This is a genomic window from Chryseobacterium sp. ISL-6 (assembly GCF_018613715.1).
Lineage (GTDB): Bacteria > Bacteroidota > Bacteroidia > Flavobacteriales > Weeksellaceae > Chryseobacterium > Chryseobacterium paludis.
On sequence record NZ_JAGGPT010000001.1, the window covers coordinates 909,069 to 928,266 of the forward strand.

A 19,198-nucleotide genomic window follows, 5' to 3' on the forward strand; every position below is an offset into this window, starting at 1 on the left:
GATTCAGTTTATCATAAATAGTTTGACTATGGAAGAAGTATTTAATAACAATCAACTTTAAAATTTAATTACAATGAATTTTATTAATCAAAAGATAAAAATATATGCAGTTGCAATCTTAGGCTCAGGAATGTTCCTGGCCTGTGCTCAAACAAAAACGACACCAGCCTTAAAATCATCAAATGCAGCTTCACAGTCTGGAAAAGTTGTTCCAACAAATTTGAATTGGTCTGAAAGAATGTTACTTTCTGAAATGAACCGTTTTCCAGAGTCCTGGATGCTCGATTTCAGCAAAAGTCCAAAATGGACCTATCCTTCAGCAATAGTTTTAGACGGTGCTGAAAAACTGTACCAAAAAACAGGCAAAAAAGAATATTACAATTATGTAAGCAGCTTTGGTGAAAAGTTGATAAAAGAAGATGGCAGCATCCTTACTTATGAACGGGAAAAATATAATATCGATCTTCTGAATAGTGGAAATGTACTTCTTTATCTTTATGAAAAAGAGAAAAAAGAAAAGTATCTAAAAGCCTTGCAGATGCTTCGTTCCCAAATCGACAGACAACCACGAACTAAAGAAGGCGGTTTCTGGCATAAAAAAATCTATCCGAACCAGATGTGGCTCGATGGTTTGTATATGGGTCAACCGTTTTATGCACATTATACCAAAGATTTTGTGAACGGTGAAGAGGCTACAAAAGCTTATGACGATATTATAAACCAATTTGATCTTATTCAGAAAAACCTTCTGGACAAAAAAACAGGTCTGCTTTATCACGCCTGGGATGAAAGTCGCGAACAGAAATGGGCAGATAAACAAACCGGCCAATCACCTAATTTCTGGGGAAGAGCAATGGGTTGGTATGGAATGGCAATGGTAGATGTTCTTGATTTTCTTCCAAAAGATCATCCTGGAAGAGCGAAATTAATTTCGTACTTAAAATCTTACAGCGATGCCGTAATTAAAGTTCAAGACAAAGATAGTGGACTTTGGTATCAGGTTTTGGATAAATCGGGTGAAAAAGGAAACTATACCGAAGCAACAGCTTCCTCAATGTTTGTATATACAATGATAAAATCAGTTAACAACGGTTACCTTCCAAAATCATATAAAAAAGCTGCTCAAAAAGGGTATAATGGAATCATCAAAAATCTTATTTCTGTAGATGAAAACGGTATTGTAAATCTTAATAAATGCTGTGCTGTTGCAGGATTAGGTGGAACGCCTTACAGAGATGGGTCTTATGAATATTACGTAAACGAAGAAATCCGCTCTAACGACGCAAAAGGAACTGGCCCATTTATCCTGGCAAGTTTAGAATTTGAAAACTCTAAAAATTAAAGCAGGAATTCTGATCACAAAACAATGAATTTGATCTTTATGAGGATAAAAAATATTTTAAGAATAGCAACAGTTACAACTCTAGCAGTTGCTTCAACATATATAAACGCTCAGGAAAAACCATATGTTTCTGAAGTATGGACTGCAGATCAGGGGAAAAATTTCAGAAACCCTATTTTGTATTCAGATTATTCAGATCCGGATGTGATTCGTGTTGGAAATGATTTTTATATGACCTCTTCAAGTTTTAATGAAGCTCCCGGCTTACCTATTCTTCATTCAAAAGATATGGTGAACTGGCAATTAGTGAATTATGCTCTTCCTGACGTTCTTCCTTTTGAACATTTTTCTACTCCTAAAAGAGGCGACGGAGTTTGGGCTCCGAGTATGAGATTCCATAAGGGTGAATTCTACATTTACTGGGGAGATCCTGACTTCGGAATTTACATGATAAAGACTAAAGATCCACTTGGAGCTTGGGAGAAACCTGTTTTGGTGATGGAAGGAAAAGGTCTCATTGATTCCTGTCCGTTTTGGGATGAAGATGGAAATGCATATTTAGTCCATGGCTGGGCTGGAAGCCGTGCTGGTGTAAAAAGTTTGCTTTCCATTAATAAAATGAATCCTGAGGGAACAAAAGTTTTGGATAAAGGAGTCCATGTTTTTGACGGGCATGATGCCCATCCAACAGTTGAAGGTCCCAAATTATATAAAAGAAATGGCTTTTATTACATTTTCGCTCCTGCAGGAGGTGTTGCTACAGGATGGCAATTGGTATTAAGATCAAAAAATATATATGGCCCTTACGAAGAGAAAATTGTTCTTGAACAAGGTTCAACAAAAATAAACGGGCCTCATCAGGGAGCCTGGGTAGATACACCTTCTGGTGAAGATTGGTTTTATCATTTTCAGGATGTTGACGCCTACGGAAGAATCGTTCATCTTCAACCTATGAAATGGGAAAAAGACTGGCCTATTATCGGAATCGACACCAATAAAAATGGAATCGGCGAACCTGTTTTAACTTCTAAAAAACCTGATGTAGGACAATCCTACCCCATCGTTACACCTCCTGAAACAGATGAATTTGATGGCGATAGATTGGGTATTCAGTGGCAATGGAGCGCTAACGAAAATATCGTATGGTCTTCAAAACTTTCAGGACAGAAATTTCTAAGATTGTTTTCAATGAAAGTTCCTGAAAATGAAAAAAATCTATGGAACGTCCCAAATTTACTAACCCAAAAATTCCCTGCTCCGAATTTTGTAGCATCAACTAAAGTTAAATTAACCCCTGAGGATGCCAAAGAGGGTAAAACAGCAGGTCTTTTGGTAATGGGATTAGACCATGAATCGATCGTTATCACCAATAAACCGGACGGATATTACCTTCAATTAAGAAAAGCTGAAAAAGCAGATAAAGGTGGTGAGGAAAAAGTAATATTTGAAACTAAATTGAAAGCAAACGAAGTATTCTTAAAAGTAAATGTTAACGAACCTAATGGTCTATGCCAATTCAGCTATAGTGAAAATGGTAAAGATTTCATAAAAGCCGGTGACGTTTTTCAGTCAAAACCGGGAAAATGGATTGGGGCTAAAATCGGTTTATATAGTATAAGTACAGCAAAAGCATCCCGCGGTGGATATGCAGACTTTGACTGGTTTAGAATGACAAAAAAATAAATCATGAGAAAAGTATCCTATAAAACATCTTTTGCTTTACTAATAATCCTGTTTTTATCATCTTGCCAATCACAAAAGCTTACAAGGAATACATCTGCCAAACAGAATAAAAATATCACACATATTTATCTCATCGGTGATTCCACGATGGCAGATTACACAGGGAATTATGAACCCGGTAAAGATTACATGAAAGTCCGCTACCCTATTACAGGTTGGGGACAGGTTTTTCAGCCATTTTTCCTAAAAGACAGTTTATATTCTTTAAGGCCGGGAATTACCACTGATTCTGTTGCAATCATCGACAGAGCTTATGGCGGAAGAAGCACCAGAACTTTCTTCCAGGAAGGACGATGGAGATATGTTTACGAGCATTTGAAACCAAACGATTATGTAATCATGCAGTTTGGACATAATGACGGTTCAGAAAAGCATACAGAACGATATGTAAATATTGAAGGATATAAAGAATTTTTAAGATTATTCATTACGCAAACCAGACAAAAGGGCGGAAATCCGATTATTGTAACACCAGTTGCAAGAAACTACCCATGGAAAGAGGGAAAACTTGAAAATATTCATGGAGATTACTGGCAGGCACCAATCGATATTGCTAAAGAAATGAGCGTTCCGTACATTGATTTAAATAAACTGTCTATGGAATATTTCACAAAAAAAGGGCAGGATTTTACCAGCAGTCACTATTTTATGAATCTTCCTGCTGGAATGTATGAGGCTTATCCTGGCGGTCAAAAAGACAATACCCATTTCCAGCCCGAAGGGGCAAAAGTAATTGCAGCGATTGTTTATAAAGAATTTAAAAATATACTTAAAACTCAAAAAAAATAGAATGAAGAAGTTTATCAAAATTATTGGTTCAGTAGCAGCAATGATGATTTCAGGGCAGATATATGCTCAGAATCTGGATATTTATAAAAATATTGAGTTTAAAATGCCTCAGGTTGTGGAAACTTCTTTTCCTGCAAATACAGTTTCCATCACACAATATGGAGGTGTTGCGGGGGGAAATGTAAAAAATACAGAAGCTTTCAAAAAAGCAATTGAAAGTCTCACCAAAAAAGGAGGTGGCAAACTGATCGTTCCCCGCGGAATGTGGTTAACAGGTCCTATCGAACTGAAAAGCAATATCAATCTTCATTTAGAAGAAGGAGCTTTCATTATATTCAGCAAAGATAAAAATGACTATCCATTAGTAGATGTAAGTTTTGAAGGGTTAAATACCATCCGTTGTCAATCACCGATCTCTGCAAAAAATGCAAATAATATCGCTATTACCGGAAAAGGAGTAATCGACGGAAGCGGAGATGCGTGGAGAGCCATCAAAAAAGGTAAAGTGGCAGAATCTGAATGGAAAGAAATCATTTCCTCAGGTGGAATATTATCTTCTGACGGAAAAACGTGGTACCCTTCAGAAAGCTATAAAAAAGGATTTGAAAGCAGTTCAAGCTTCAATGTTCCTGATAAAATTTCTAAAGAAGAGCTTAAGACGGTTAAAGATTTCCTTCGTCCGGTAATGGTAAGTCTGATAGGTTGTGATAAAGTTCTTTTAGATGGTCCTACCTTTCAGAATTCACCGGCCTGGAATCTTCACCCATTGATGTGTTCCAATGTGATTTTAAGAAACCTTACCGTAAGAAATCCCTGGTTTTCTCAAAATGGCGATGGTGTAGATTTGGAATCCTGTAAAAATGTTTTGATCTACGATAATACTTTTGATGTGGGTGATGATGCGATTTGTATTAAATCCGGGAAAAATGAAGACGGAAGAAAAAGAAATATGCCTACTGAAAATGTGATCATAAAAAACAATATCGTTTATCATGGTCACGGAGGTTTTGTTGTCGGAAGTGAAATGTCAGGAGGAGCAAGAAATATTCACGTTTCTGACTGTACGTTCATTGGAACCGATATCGGTCTTCGTTTTAAAACAACACGTGGAAGAGGCGGAATTGTTGAAAACATTTACATCAAAAACATCAATATGATTAATATTCCAACACAGGTTATTGGCTTCAATATGTTTTATGAAGGAGCCTCGCCGGTTTTAGAAGACGGTCAGAAAAAGGAAGGAAATAAAGCACCCGAAAAACTTTATCCAGTGACAGAGGAAACTCCGATTTTCAGAAATATTTTCTTTAAAAACATTAATGCTATTAATTCTTACGAAGCGATTACCCTGTTCGGATTAGCCGAAATGAATCTTAAAAATATTGTAATTGAAGATTCACAGTTTGACACAAAAAAAGCTTTAACGATAGTAGATGCCGATGGAATCCAGTTGAAAAATGTTAAACTTAAATATTCTGAAGGAACAGGAGCGACAATATACAACAGCAAAAAAATTGACCTGTCTACTGTAAAATTTGAATCAGTAAATAAACCTTTCATTAAAATTTTAGGCCCTAAAACCGGAGCTGTATTGTTACCAAAAGAAATTTCTACTGATAAAGCAGCTCTTTCTATTTCAACACAAGTTGCTGAAGATTCAGTTAAATAAAAATTCTACAAGCGAATGATCATTAACAAACTTACTTATATTTCCTTTTTTTTAGTAGGAGTAATATCAGCATTCGGTCAAGTTCCACGACCGAATGCTACTCCTTATACTAATGAGGGAACTTATGATAAATTAAAGAAAAAATATCCTTTCATCACCCCTTTGGAAAGGCCTGTTCCGCAAAACATAGGCATCGATAAAGATGTAGAATATTCTAATATTGATGGACTTGCATTAAAAGCTGATATTTATTATCCCCTTGATAAATCCAAAAAATATCCGGGAATCGCAATGGTTCACGGTGGTGGATGGGTTTCAGGAAGTAAGGAAAATGAAAGATATATGGCTATGGAACTGGCTTCAAAAGGATATATAGCAATGGCAGTTGGTTATCGTCTTGCAGATGTGGCAAAATATCCAGGTGGCGTAGAAGATGTTAAAACAGCTATTAAATGGTTCAAGAAAAAAAGAAAAAAGTACTCTTTAGATCAAAATAAAGTCGCCGTTTTGGGTGAATCGGCAGGTGCACAGATGGCCACTCTGGTTGGGGTACAATTACATAATAAAATTAAAGCAATTGTAAATATTGATGGAATCGTTTCCTTTATTCATCCGGAAGCTGAAGAAAGTATTTATGCTTCTTATTGGCTGGGTGGAGATAGAAATGTAAACCTTAAAAACTGGACCGAAGCCTCTCCCTTGGAATATATTAATAAAAATACGCCGCCTACTCTTTTCATTAACAGCTCACAACCTCGTTTTCATGCTGGAAGAGATGATATGATGAATCAATTGAGAAGCTACAATATTTTTACAAAATCTCATGAAATTAAAGATACACCACATTCATTCTGGAGTGCTGAACCCTGGTTCACAGAAACATTACATTATACTTTAGATTTTTTAAATAATGTTTTAAAATAACTTCATGAAAAAATTATTCTTAATTCTATTTATCTCGGCTGCCAATTTTCTTTTGGCAGGAAACTCACCCTATATAAAAATTACCGTCAGCAAAGACGGAAAGGGAGATTTTACTTCTATTCAAAAGGCTATTAATTCAGTAAGAGACCTTGGTCCTTCAGAAGCATTGATCACTATTAAATCAGGGACTTACAATGAAAAAATCACAATCCCTTCTTCAAAACATAAAATTATATTAGAAGGTGAAAATAAGGAGAATACAATTATCATTAATAATGATTATTCAGGAAAACCAGACGTGTTTAATGAAAAAATGACAACTTTCAATTCCTATACTTTATTGGTAATGGGTGATGATATTACAATTAGTAATTTAACGATTCGAAACAGCTCTTGTAACGAAGGACAGGCAGTTTCCCTCCATGTGGAAGGCGACCGTTTTATCATTAAAAATTCAAAAATTCTGGGTTGCCAGGACACTCTTTATTCAGCAACCAACCACAGCAGGCAATATTTTGAAAACTGCAGTATTGAAGGAACTACAGATTTCATTTTCGGACAGGCGACCGTTGTTTTTAAGAATTGTACTATAAAAAGTTTAGCCGATTCTTATATCACTGCAGCTGCAACAGAAGCTGACAGAAAATATGGTTTTGTATTTCTTGACTGTAAATTAATTGCTAAAGAAGGTGTGACAAAAGTATACCTGGGAAGACCTTGGAGGCCGTTTGCAAAAACAGTTTTTTTAAATACCGAAATGGGAAAGCATATTCTTCCGGAAGGTTGGAATCCTTGGAAAGGAGACAAAATGTTTCCTGACAAAGAAAAAACCGCTTTCTACGGAGAATTTGGAAGTAGCGGTGAAGGTGGAAATACAATAGATCGTGTAAGCTGGTCACACCAACTTACAAAAAAAGATATGAAAAATTATACTCTTAAAAAAATTTTTGATGGCTGGAAACCTAATCTATGAAGATCCTAATTATGAAAAAACTATTTTTAACTCTTTACATTTTTATCTCTGCAATTATTGTTGCCCAGCAGAAACCTACTCTATTCCTAATCGGCGATTCCACGATGGCCAATAAGGAAAATCCTGATAAAAATCCTGAACACGGTTGGGGTCAGGTGCTTCCATTATTTCTTACAACCGGAATTGAAATTCAGAATCATGCAATGAATGGAAGAAGCTCAAAAAGCTTCAGAACAGAAGGAAGATGGGATAAAGTTGAAAAACAACTTAAAAAAGGTGATTTTGTAATTATCCAATTTGGTCATAACGATCAGAAGGTCAAGGATTCTTCAAAATTTACCAACCCTTATACTCAATACAGAGCCAACCTTGAAAGATACGTTAATGAAACCAGAGCAAAAGGTGCAACACCAATTCTGATGACTTCAATAGTAAGAAGAAACTTTACTGAGAATGGTGTTTTAGTAGACACTCACAAAGAATATCCTTTGGTGGTAAGAATGGTTGCCAATGATCTTAAAGTTCCATTCGTTGATTTACAGTTATTAACCGAACAAATGGAGATTTCTTATGGTCCAGAAAAATCAAAACAGCTTCATCTGCATTACAAAGAAGGCGATGTTGAATATTATCCTAAAGGAAAATCTGATGATACGCATTTATCAAAATTCGGTGCTGAATCTGTTGCGAAATTAGCACTGAATTCTTTGAGAAATTTAAAAACCGGTTTGGAAAAGTATATTAAATAATCAAAGCTTTATGCGTTTTATTCATAGTAATAAACTAACCGAAATTTTTTAATCATTTAAAAAAATAAAAATGAAATTCAAAAAAGAACCATTCTTTGATGGAAATTCCGAATGGGAAGATTTAGGAAATGGCGTTTCCAGACAGTTTGTGGGCTACAATTCTCAGGTGATGATGGTGATCGTAAAGTTTGAAAAAGATGCGATAGGAGCTCTACATCAACATTTTCATTCACAGATCACCTATGTTGCATCAGGATCATTTGAAGTAACCGTGGATGGTGAGATAAAAATCTTACAGAAGGGTGATGGTTTTTTTGCTCAGCCCAATATTTTCCATGGTGTAAAATGTTTGGAAGAAGGACAATTAATTGATGCATTCACTCCGTTCAGAGAGGATTTTCTAAAATCATAATTGAATGAAAAAATTTGCTTTCATATTAGTAATTTTCCTCTACAATCATCTTTTAACTCAGGAAAAACTGATGGTCTGGCCAAAAGGACAAATGCCTAATTCTAAAGGACTGGAATTAAAAACCGAAGAAAAAGAGGGAAGAATTATCCAAATTCAGGAAACTGAACTTTTTGCTTTTTTACCTCCAAAAGAAGAAAGAAAGCAGATGGCTGTCATCGTCATTCCCGGTGGTGGATATTATAAACTCACCTACGACCTAAATGGTTTTCAAATTGCAAAATGGTTTAATACCCTTGGAATATCTGCTTTTGTTTTAAACTATAGGTTACCCACCTCACCAGATTTAAAACAAAAAGAACTCGCTCCTCTACAAGATATTCAGGCCTCAATAAAATATATTAGAAAAAATGCTTTACAATGGGGAATTTCACCAGACCAGATTGGAGTTCTAGGAACCTCTGCAGGAGGGCATTTAGCTGCAATGGCAAGCAATATAACCACAGATTACACAGCATTAAAAGGAGATTGGGAGAATTTTTCCACTGTTCCTGATTTCGCCATTCTTGTTTCTCCAGTCATTGATTTGGGAGAGTTTGCACATGTAGACAGCCGCAATAGCTTGCTCGGCGAAAATGCTTCCAGGGAAAAAATCAAAGAATATTCTATGCAAAACCGTGTCACTGAAAAAACCCCGCCCACGATATTATTTCATGCACAAAATGATCGGACTGTTCCTGTGATGAACAGCATTCTTTATTATCAGGAAATGATTAAAAATAAAGTAAAAGGCGCATTGTTTATTTTCCCTGAAGGTCAGCATAAAATCGGAATTAACAATAAAAACGAATTGACTGACAACTGGAAAAAACTATGTTCAGATTGGCTGAAAAGTATTAGTATTCCGTAATTGACAATTAAACATTTTTGAATCATCGCCGACACAAATTACTTCAATAAAATATAAAATGTTGAAAATCAATCAAAATAAAATCTTCGCATTTCTTTTTGGAGCAACAATCTCCATTACCATTCATGCTCAACAAAATTTAAAACTAACTTACGATAAACCCGCAGAAAACTGGAACGAAGCATTGCCTATCGGAAACGGAAAACTAGGAGCAATGGTTTTTGGAGGATCTTCACAAGAGCATCTTCAACTTAATGAAGAAACGATATGGGCAGGAGAACCGGGAAACAATGTTCCCAAAAACACCTTCGACAGTATTCAGAAAATCAGAAAACTTTTAAATGAAGGTAAATTTGAGAAAGCTCAGAATTTATCAAATACTACCTATCCGAGAGCAGCTCCGAAAGATTTGAACTATGGAATGCCATATCAGACAATGGGTGATCTATTTCTGAATTTTAAAGATCATAAAAATATTAAAAATTACAGCAGGACTTTAGATATTGAAAAAGCCATAACTACCATTTCTTATGAAGTTAATGGTGTTATTTTCAAGCGTGAGATTTTCTCTTCATTCGTAGATAATGTTATTGTAATCAAACTGTCTTCCAACAAAAAAAGAAGCTTAAATTTCTCTATTAATGCCTCTACTCCACATTTAAAAAATTCAATTTTTACGGAGAAAAATCAATTGATTATTAACGGAACAAGCAGCTCTGTTGACAATAAAATAGGAAGAATAAATTTCAAAACAGTTACAGTTCCAATTTTAACAGGCGGAAAATTAACCACCACTGAAAATCAATTGACTATTTCAGAAGCAGATGAAGTTGTTATTTATGTATCTATTGCTACGAACTTCAAAAAATACAATGATATTTCAGGAAATCCTGATACTGGGGTTTTACAATATTTAAATTCTGCTTTAAACAAAAGCTATACTGACGAATTAAAAGCACATATTGAAAAATATCAGAAATATTTTAAGCGTGTCAGTCTTAATTTTGGAACCACTCAACAAGCGAAAAAAACAACAGATGTAAGAATTAGAGAATTTGGTAGTTCGAAAGACCCAGATTTGGTAGCGTTGTATTTTCAATTTGGCCGTTATCTTTTGATTTCTTCGTCTCAACAAGGAACCCAGCCAGCCAATCTTCAGGGTATCTGGAATTATCAATTGAATCCAGCGTGGGATAGCAAATATACAGTCAACATTAATACAGAGATGAATTACTGGCCTGCCGAAAGCACGAACTTGAGTGAAATGCATGAGCCATTGTTTGATATGATTCAGGATTTATCATTGACCGGACAAGAATCGGCAAAGGAAATGTATCACGCCAGAGGTTGGAACATGCATCACAATACTGATTTGTGGAGAATCACAGGAATTGTCGACGGTGGCTTCTATGGGATGTGGCCTATGGGTGGTGCCTGGTTGACACAACATCTTTGGAATCATTATTTATACACCGGAGATAAGGTATTTTTGAAACAATATTATTCAGCTTTAAGAGGACCTGCATTATTTTATTTAGATATTCTTCAACAGGATGCTTCTAAAAAATATCTGGTTGTCTCTCCTTCTATGTCACCGGAAAATACTTATATAAAAAACGTAGGAATTACGGCAGGAACAACAATGGATAATCAATTGGTTTTTGATGTTTTTAATAATTTCATCAATGCTTCAAAAGCTCTTGATACGGAACAAAATCTCTCAGATGAAGTGAAAACAGCCTTAAGTAAACTTCCACCAATGCAGATCGGTCAGCATACACAATTGCAGGAATGGTTAAAAGATATGGATCAAACTGGTGATAAACACAGACATATCTCGCATTTATACGGACTATTTCCTTCAGGACAGATTTCACCTTTCAGAAATCCCAATCTGACAGAAGCCGCCAGAAATTCTATGATATATAGAGGTGACAAATCCACAGGTTGGTCGATGGGTTGGAAAGTCAATTGGTGGGCAAGATTATTGAATGGAAATCAAGCTTTTAAATTAATTTCAGATCAATTAGCACCTGCTTCAATGGAACAGAAAGGACAATCAGGAGGAACTTATCCCAACCTGTTGGATGCTCATCCTCCTTTCCAAATTGATGGAAATTTCGGTTGTACTTCCGGAATTGCAGAAATGCTTTTACAAAGTTATGATGGCTATATTTATATTTTACCCGCTCTTCCCGATGCTCTACCTAACGGTTCTGTTAAAGGTTTAAAAGCACGAGGTGGTTTTGAAGTAGATATTGAATGGAAAGATACCAAGCTCACTAAACTGGTAATTAAATCAGCTTTAGGAGGAAATTGTAGAATCAGAATTGCAAAAAATACTGAGCTAAAATCTCAAACGCAATTCAAGCTTTCAAAAGGAGAAAATCCAAATGAATATTATCAGGTAAATACTATTAAAACGCCGCTAATTTCGGAGAAAGCACAGTTAAAAGGATTTCCTATCCCCGAAACACAAGTTTTTGATTTTAATACAGAAAAGAATAGGATATACTCTTTTGAAGTAAGATCATTCTAAAGGATCGTAAAAAGCAAACTTACAAAGCCTACATGGAGGGTATTTCATTTTCCCTTACACTGATTTCCTATCCGGAAAAACAGATATTCAAACAAATTATCTATATACTAAAGTGCAACCGATTGAATTAAATAAATACTTAACATTATAATTATATAAACATGAATATATTAAAATATAAAATAATTTAATATTAAATATATAATTTTACAAAAGAACAAATCACTAAATATAAACTATGAAAACAAAAATCAAAGCCACCCTATTTGCGGTAGCTCTAAGCTCAGCTTTTACATTAACTGGTTGCGGTCAGGAAGACATCAAGACCGAGTTATCAGGAAACCCTAACGAACTCAATCTTAAAAATGCAATTATGCAAAATGCTGTTGTCCCTTTAGCCAGTTGTGTTGCTCCTGGATGGGCTTCTCAAAACGGAGGAACAGCAGGTGGAGGAACTGCTGCTGAAACTACAGTAACAAACTATGCACAATTAAAAGCAGCTATTGAAAACACAGCTGTAAAAGTTATTAAAGTCACAGGAACGATTACCATTACCACCCGGTTATCATTTCAGGATCAAACCGGAAAAACAATTTATGGCGCAAGCGGTGCAAAACTGGTTTCAACCGATCAGACAAAGGATGGATCTGGCATTATCAATATTAAAAGATGTAACAATATCGTTATCAGAAATTTGATTTTCGAAGGACCTGGAGCTTATGACACAGATGGTTGGGATAATGCTATTTTGGATGACTGCAGAAATGTTTGGATAGACCATTGTGAATTCAGAGATGGTGTTGACGGAAATTTTGACATTAAAAACAAATCAGATTTTGTCACTGTTTCTTACACGAAATTCCATTATTTAAAGGCTCCAAAACCAGGTGGTTCAGGAGGAACCGATGATCACAGATTTTCAAACCTTATCGGTTCAAGCGATGGAGCAACTGCTGATGCGGGAAAATTGAATGTGACCTTTGTTCGTTGCTGGTGGGCTCCGGGATGCAGAGAACGTATGCCGAGGGTAAGATTTGGTAAAATCCACATTGTCAACAGTTATTTTAACAGTTCATCGAGCAATAAATGCATTGCAGCTGGAGTTCAGGCAAATATCCTTGTAGACAAAAATGTTTTTGAAAACGTAAAAGAACCAATCAACCTGATGAGCGGGTATACAGCCGTTACAGCAACAGGAAATACATTTACAAATGTCACCGGAAATACTTCAGGAAGTGGAACAGCATTCACACCTCCGTATTCTATTTCTACTTTATCTGTTTCTTCAGTAAAATCTGATGTTACAGCAAACGCAGGAGCCACATTATCGGGGAACGTTTGTAATACATTATAACTGCAAGGAATTACAATACTAAGATAAAAAGACCGGGAGGAATCTCGGTCTTTTTATCATTAATAGATTAATCATCTCAATTTCGATCTTATAACCTATTTGTTTAATGTTTCAATTCATTATTCTGGCAGGTTGTTTTCGCCAATCCATTTAGAATATTCTTTATCTATCAGTTTTGCAGGTGCATCACCAAACCAGCTATAGCCATTTCTCCTTTCCTCTGAAACCTCATTATAATTGTATTTTACACTTCCGTCCCGGTCACCAAAAAGAGGTTTGTTATTATTAATATCATAAAATCTTGCCCAGATCACAGAACTTTTATCTTCAGCCAAAATTCTTACTGCTTTACCGTTTTGTTTTGCTACGTTGTAGCTGTAGCCATTTATTTTATTCTCTTGAAACCATTTTATTGCTGACCGTATCGACTTTTCAATCTCGGGAGTAATGGGCTGCATCATTAAAAACCTTACGATTCCAACCGACTCTCCTGTTGCTAAAGAAATAGGTTCAAAAGCTCTTGCTTTATCAGGTTGCAAGGTTATTTCATTGTATTGATCAGCCCAAATAGAAAGAATACCTTTCTGCAAAACCTGGGTTTTTAAAATACATTCAATACCTTTTTGAACAGCAATTTTTGATTGTTGTTTTATATGATAATCAACAATAACATCAAAATCATTTTTACCCACTGCCACATTATACAAAACCATTAAAGCATTAATCATAGCGTTGTCATTATAAGTAATTTGCTTTCTATAAAGTCCCGTATTTGGATAATATTGTGGAAAGCCTCCGTTTTTATACTGCATTAATAGGAGGTACTTTATCCCTTTTTCTGCAGACTTAAGATAATCGGGATTCTTTGTGATTTTAAAAGCTTTTATTAATGCATTAATTTCTTTTGAAGTCGCATTATTATCTATTGTAGCATGATCATTTCCGGTATTTTTTATTCTCTTTAAAAGTACTTCATCAATCGGTAAATTATAATTAACAACTGATTTATCATCAAGTTGCTTTCCCCAGCCACCTATTGGAAGCTGATAAATCAATATTTTCTCGGCTAAAGTATCTTTCACCTGACTAAAACCATTAAAACCAGTCAAAACTAACGCTAAAATATACAGTTTCGTTTTCATTTTTTTAATTTATTTTTTCTAATAAAATAATGCAATTAATACAATAAATTCACAATATGCAATCGATTACTCATATAAATATAATTAACAAAAGCACCATTTATTATTATCAAAAATACCAAAAAAATGTAATTTATTGATCAAAAAAATACAAATTCTATTTAGAAGAATTATTTAATGATCATAGAGCTTTACAACAAAAATTCCCCAACCTATCTATTCCGATGGAATGGCCAAAGGAACTAAAATTACCTATGAAAATAAATGGATCTTTTATAATTGATTTCATTCCTACATGCTTCTGCTTCCATTGGTAGAAAGCAGGTACAGAAATCCTATGTTCACGGCAGATGTTTTTTTTATTTCTCTTTAATTTTGAATATTACAGTTAATATTTGCATCTGTTTTCCAGCTTTTATGTACATTTAATAACATTTAGGACTTAATGTTAATTAAACTATTTTTTAGATACATTCTATATGATGAAACATCTTATTTTGTTATTCTTGTTTATTCTATCATCAGTTACTATTACTGCTCAAAAAATTAACTCCACAGAATATTGTAACAATTTAATCAAAAACGGGATTGATGCATTGTACAAAAAAAATCACAGCACTTCATTAGAAACATTTGCAGAAGCAAAAAAAATTGCAGAACAAAATAAACTATATGAGCAGCAATTTATTGCGACCAACTGTATCGGGCTCAATTATTATCAGATGTATGATTACAGCACAGCACTCGATTATTATTTGGAGGCCTACTCTATCGCTATTAAACATTTGAAAAGTGACCGCGAAATGACGGTATTAAATAATGTAGCACTCGTCTATTTACAACAGGGAAAATATAAAGAGTCTGAAAAGCACCAAAAAAGAGCTTATGAGTTAGCAGTTGCCAATAAGGACTATATCGGGATCGGGATATACTCTGCCAACTTAGCTGATCTTTATAATATCACCCATCAATTAGACCGTGCTTTAGAGTATGTAAAAATTTCCAGAACCGCTTTATCTATAGAAAATAATCCGAGAATTACCATTGATCTATCTATTGTAGAAGCCAAGAATTTCCTTGAAAGAAAAGAATATAATAAAGTTCTAACTATTCTTGAACCTTTACTAAACACACTAAGAAGTAAAGAATCCATGGATCATAGAATTTTAATATTACTGATTCTTTCTCAGGCATATCAAGGCCAGAACCAAAACGAAAAAGCGCTCTACTATATAAAACAATCCCAGCAAGAGAATCTGAATTACAGCAATAATAAAGACATTTACAATCAGTTTTCAAGCCTTTACTTCAGCATTGGAGATCATACCAAGGCTTTACAATATAAAGATTCGGTAATTATTGTTAAAGATTCCCTTAGTGCCATTAAAAATCAGGCAATGTATCAAAACAGCGAAATCAAACTAAAACTTCAGGATTCAGAAAAAGAACTTAAAAGTGAAAAAAGATTAAAATTTTACATCGCAGGATTCTGCATCTTGATTCTCGGATTACTAAGCTTATTATTCAGAACTCTTTATTTAAAGAACAGACAAAAAAGAACTATTGCTGAAAGAAACGAGCAGATTATTTCCTTAGAATTAAAAAATAAAGAAACCGACAATCTCTTATTAGAAAAACAAATCAAGGAAAAAGAGACCGAAACTCTTTTAGAAAAAGAAAAGCTCAGAAACGAATTGGAAAACAGAAACAGAAAATTAGCTGCCAATGCTATCCATATCGCACAGAGAAATGATAAAATAGAACAATACATTCTTCAATTAAAAAGAAACCCTGAAATGATCAAAAATGATCAGCTCTCTCAACAATTGGATCAATTGAAATTAATACTCACTAAAGAGGAAAATAACGACGACTTTTTATCTCATTTTGAAAAAATCAACAGCAAGTTCATTAGTAACCTTAAAGAGAAACATCCTGATCTTACACTGAATGACATTCGCTACATCAGTTATATCTACATGAATCTTTCTACTAAAGAAATTTCATCAATATTTAATATTACCATTGAAGCATGTAGAAAAAGAAAAGAAAGGGTTTCAAAAAGATTAAACCTTCAAAATTCAAATGATTTATATAGCTATCTATCAAATGTTTAAATAAAAAAGTCACGTTTTTTCCATTTTCAGTCTCACTATTTCCCTTTTCATTGTATTGAAAGTTTTCTTCAAAAAATAAATTTGTATTCCTTAACAACTAAACAAGTATTATGAAGAAAACTGTATTTACTTTATTTTTTATTATGTTTCTACAGCTTGCTTTCGCGCAAGTGAGCTTTGCTGGAGACCCGCAATATGGACAGCTGCGAAATTTTGTTTATGACAAAAATGTTCCCAACAGAGTCTATGCAACTACTTATGTTGATAAACACATTGTGGTTTCCAACGACAATGGCACACATTGGGAAATACTATACACTCTTCCTTATCCCGCTTATACTGCGGATATAAAAGAGATGCATCTTACCAACAATGGTACTGCTGTAAGTTTTATTCAGCATTTTGGCCTAGGCAGTCCATTAAACAAAATTATTGTACTGAATCTGCAAACATTAAATGTTGTAAAAGAATTTAATTTTCCTTCAAATCAGTCTATAGAAGCTATCACCAACTATTCTATTTATGATAATGGAAACATGACTACTGCCACAATGCTTACTAATGGTGGTAGTAATAAATTTTTTTATACAACAAACGGTGGTACGACATGGACGAAAATTTATGATGGGCAGGATCATGAAGATGTACTTTTAAATGATGCTGTCATGGATCCTCAGAATCCTCAAACATTATACATTGTGCGTAATGGAGGTCCTGGAAATATTGACGGCGGCTTACTCAAATCCACTAACGCTGGAGCTACGTGGACAGAAACATTAAACGGTCTTATTTTACAGTCAATAGCAATTGATCCTGAAAATACCAATATTCTTTATGCCGGAAGTGGTATTCTTTGGTCATATCTTAACCAACATCAGGCTGTCTATAAATCAACAGATGGAGGAACTACGTGGAATGAACAAACAGGAATTACCTGGTCAACAAGTACACAGGGATTAAGAAATGTTCCTAAAATTCAGATAAATCCCAATGACACCAACCATGTTATTGTAATGGGTGATGATAGAATTGCCGTAACCACCAATGCTGGGAGTACGTGGACTACAACTTTTCATAATGGTTTGATAGATGGTCATTCCTATTTCTACGGGATAGACGCAGCCTTTAATCCTAATAACTTAAACCATGTTTTAATTTCAAATAATCGTTATGCAAAATTCTCAACAGATAAAGGAATAACACTTACCTCTATTGCAAACCCGTTTTTTATGGGGATGGGTAAAATAAATCTTATAGATGATAATGGTACAGACAAATTGATATATGGAGTGCAATATGGTTATACAGTCAAAAACCTAGTCAATAATCAAGAAACTCCTATTAATGTTTATCCTCTTAGCGAGTTTCCGGTGGGTCAGCAAATTCCGCTTATGTATGCAGATAAAAAAAAACCGGGAAGAACTTACAGTTATGAAGAATCTTTTGGGATGGGAAATAATGTTAAGGTAAGTGATGATTATGGTGCAACATCAACGTCAATTTATAATACTTTTGACACTGGTTTTACTGCTGCCGAAACAGATCCTACCAACCAAAACATAGCATGGATTGCCACTTTTAATGGGATAAATGCAAGCCTGATCAGGTCTAATTTCACCAATATCAATAATGTAATAAACGATGTCATAACCCTGCCTTATGATGGTGATTATATTTTTGGAATCAAAGTAAATCAGAGTAATTCTAATGAAGTATTAGTAACTGTTGGAAACAGATTATTTAAAACAACAAACGGAGGAACAACATGGACGGAAATCACAGTCGGCTTGCAAGATTTAATCCTTCCAAACATCGCGTTAAGTTTAGTTCAAAACCCATTGAATGCAAACCAATATACAATGGCAGCATCAAACGGAATATATACTTCTTTAGATGGAGGAAATACATGGTCTAGAATTTATAACGAAATGGTTCATAAAGTTGAACATTCCACAAAACAAAACGGACAAATTATAGGTATTGGAAATTCATATTTAGCTACGCTTCCAAAAGTGATTTACACGAATAATAACGGAACAAACTGGCAGGTAAGAACGGCATCCAACTATTTTAACACAGTAGTTATCGATGGTACAATGCGTTTTGTAAGCCCTACTACAGCAGAAGTCTATTTGATGACAAATTCATTAGGCATCCTGAAAGACGTTATAGACTTCTCAACGTTAGGAACTTCAAATCCTGTTATCGTAAAAGATGATATCAGTATTTATCCCAATCCTGCTCAGGATGTGATCAATATCAAATTAGTTAAAAATACATCTAAACTTAAAGTAACGATTTACAACACAACAGGGCAGCTAGTTTCAACATCAGAAAATAAAACTAGCATTGACATTTCCGGTCTTACAAAAGGGGTCTATCTTCTGAAGGCGGATCAGAAAAATGCAACTACTATAATTAAAAAATTTATCAAAAATTAACTTTATCAGGTATTATCATCCTTAAACCGTCTCCCAAGGGCGGTTTTTTATTTTCATCCATTTTTAAAAGCTATCTGAACATTTTCTTAAATATTCT

General features: G+C 34.6%; 14 protein-coding genes. 13 read left to right on the forward strand and 1 reads right to left on the reverse strand.

What is annotated here, in order from left to right; all coding sequences use genetic code 11:
• Positions 1-73 precede the first annotated feature (73 nt).
• The 11 genes from J7E44_RS04125 to J7E44_RS04175 all read left to right on the forward strand — a co-directional run bounded on the left by J7E44_RS04125 (position 74) and on the right by J7E44_RS04175 (position 13,401).
• Positions 74-1,342, forward strand: coding sequence for a glycoside hydrolase family 88/105 protein (locus J7E44_RS04125; protein ID WP_214825882.1), 1,269 nt, complete (start codon positions 74-76; stop codon positions 1,340-1,342).
• 39 nt (positions 1,343-1,381) lie between these two features.
• Positions 1,382-3,025, forward strand: a complete 1,644-nt coding sequence (locus J7E44_RS04130) for a glycoside hydrolase family 43 protein (RefSeq protein ID WP_214826212.1) — start codon at positions 1,382-1,384, stop codon at positions 3,023-3,025.
• Positions 3,026-3,028: 3 nt separating this feature from the next.
• Complete coding sequence (locus tag J7E44_RS04135) at positions 3,029-3,874, forward strand: rhamnogalacturonan acetylesterase (protein WP_214825883.1); 846 nt, start codon at positions 3,029-3,031, stop codon at positions 3,872-3,874.
• Between the two features lies 1 nt (position 3,875).
• A complete protein-coding gene (locus tag J7E44_RS04140; RefSeq protein WP_214825884.1) occupies positions 3,876-5,543 on the forward strand; it encodes a glycoside hydrolase family 28 protein in 1,668 nt (555 codons plus the stop codon).
• A gap of 15 nt (positions 5,544-5,558) precedes the next feature.
• Positions 5,559-6,467: an alpha/beta hydrolase gene (locus tag J7E44_RS04145; RefSeq protein WP_214825886.1), complete on the forward strand. Its 909-nt coding sequence runs from the start codon at positions 5,559-5,561 to the stop codon at positions 6,465-6,467.
• Between the two features lie 4 nt (positions 6,468-6,471).
• Positions 6,472-7,440: a pectinesterase family protein gene (locus tag J7E44_RS04150; RefSeq protein ID WP_214825888.1), complete on the forward strand. Its 969-nt coding sequence runs from the start codon at positions 6,472-6,474 to the stop codon at positions 7,438-7,440.
• Positions 7,441-7,451: 11 nt separating this feature from the next.
• Positions 7,452-8,189, forward strand: coding sequence for a rhamnogalacturonan acetylesterase (locus J7E44_RS04155; protein ID WP_214825890.1), 738 nt, complete (start codon positions 7,452-7,454; stop codon positions 8,187-8,189).
• Positions 8,190-8,259: 70 nt separating this feature from the next.
• Positions 8,260-8,601 carry a cupin domain-containing protein gene (locus J7E44_RS04160; protein WP_214825892.1) on the forward strand — a complete coding sequence of 114 codons (342 nt, stop codon included), beginning with the start codon at positions 8,260-8,262 and terminating at the stop codon, positions 8,599-8,601.
• Between the two features lie 4 nt (positions 8,602-8,605).
• Positions 8,606-9,508 (forward strand): alpha/beta hydrolase, encoded by a 903-nt coding sequence (locus J7E44_RS04165; protein WP_214825894.1) that lies wholly within the window; start codon positions 8,606-8,608, stop codon positions 9,506-9,508.
• Positions 9,509-9,566: 58 nt separating this feature from the next.
• Positions 9,567-12,047, forward strand: a complete 2,481-nt coding sequence (locus J7E44_RS04170; RefSeq protein WP_214825896.1) for a glycoside hydrolase family 95 protein — start codon at positions 9,567-9,569, stop codon at positions 12,045-12,047.
• A 238-nt stretch (positions 12,048-12,285) separates the two neighbouring features.
• Positions 12,286-13,401, forward strand: a complete 1,116-nt coding sequence (locus J7E44_RS04175) for a pectate lyase family protein (RefSeq protein ID WP_214825898.1) — start codon at positions 12,286-12,288, stop codon at positions 13,399-13,401.
• Positions 13,402-13,520: 119 nt separating this feature from the next.
• Here J7E44_RS04175 and pelA read toward each other — a convergent pair whose 3' ends face one another.
• A complete protein-coding gene (pelA, locus tag J7E44_RS04180; RefSeq protein ID WP_214825900.1) occupies positions 13,521-14,543 on the reverse strand; it encodes a pectate lyase in 1,023 nt (340 codons plus the stop codon).
• A gap of 479 nt (positions 14,544-15,022) precedes the next feature.
• Between pelA and J7E44_RS04185 the strand changes: the two genes are divergently transcribed.
• Together J7E44_RS04185 and J7E44_RS04190 are read left to right on the forward strand one after the other, a co-directional pair.
• The gene (locus tag J7E44_RS04185) at positions 15,023-16,660 is read left to right on the forward strand and encodes a tetratricopeptide repeat protein (protein WP_214825903.1); all 1,638 of its coding nucleotides are present in this window, start codon (positions 15,023-15,025) and stop codon (positions 16,658-16,660) included.
• A 110-nt stretch (positions 16,661-16,770) separates the two neighbouring features.
• Positions 16,771-19,101 carry a T9SS type A sorting domain-containing protein gene (locus tag J7E44_RS04190; protein ID WP_214825905.1) on the forward strand — a complete coding sequence of 777 codons (2,331 nt, stop codon included), beginning with the start codon at positions 16,771-16,773 and terminating at the stop codon, positions 19,099-19,101.
• The last annotated feature ends 97 nt before the right edge of the window (positions 19,102-19,198 follow it).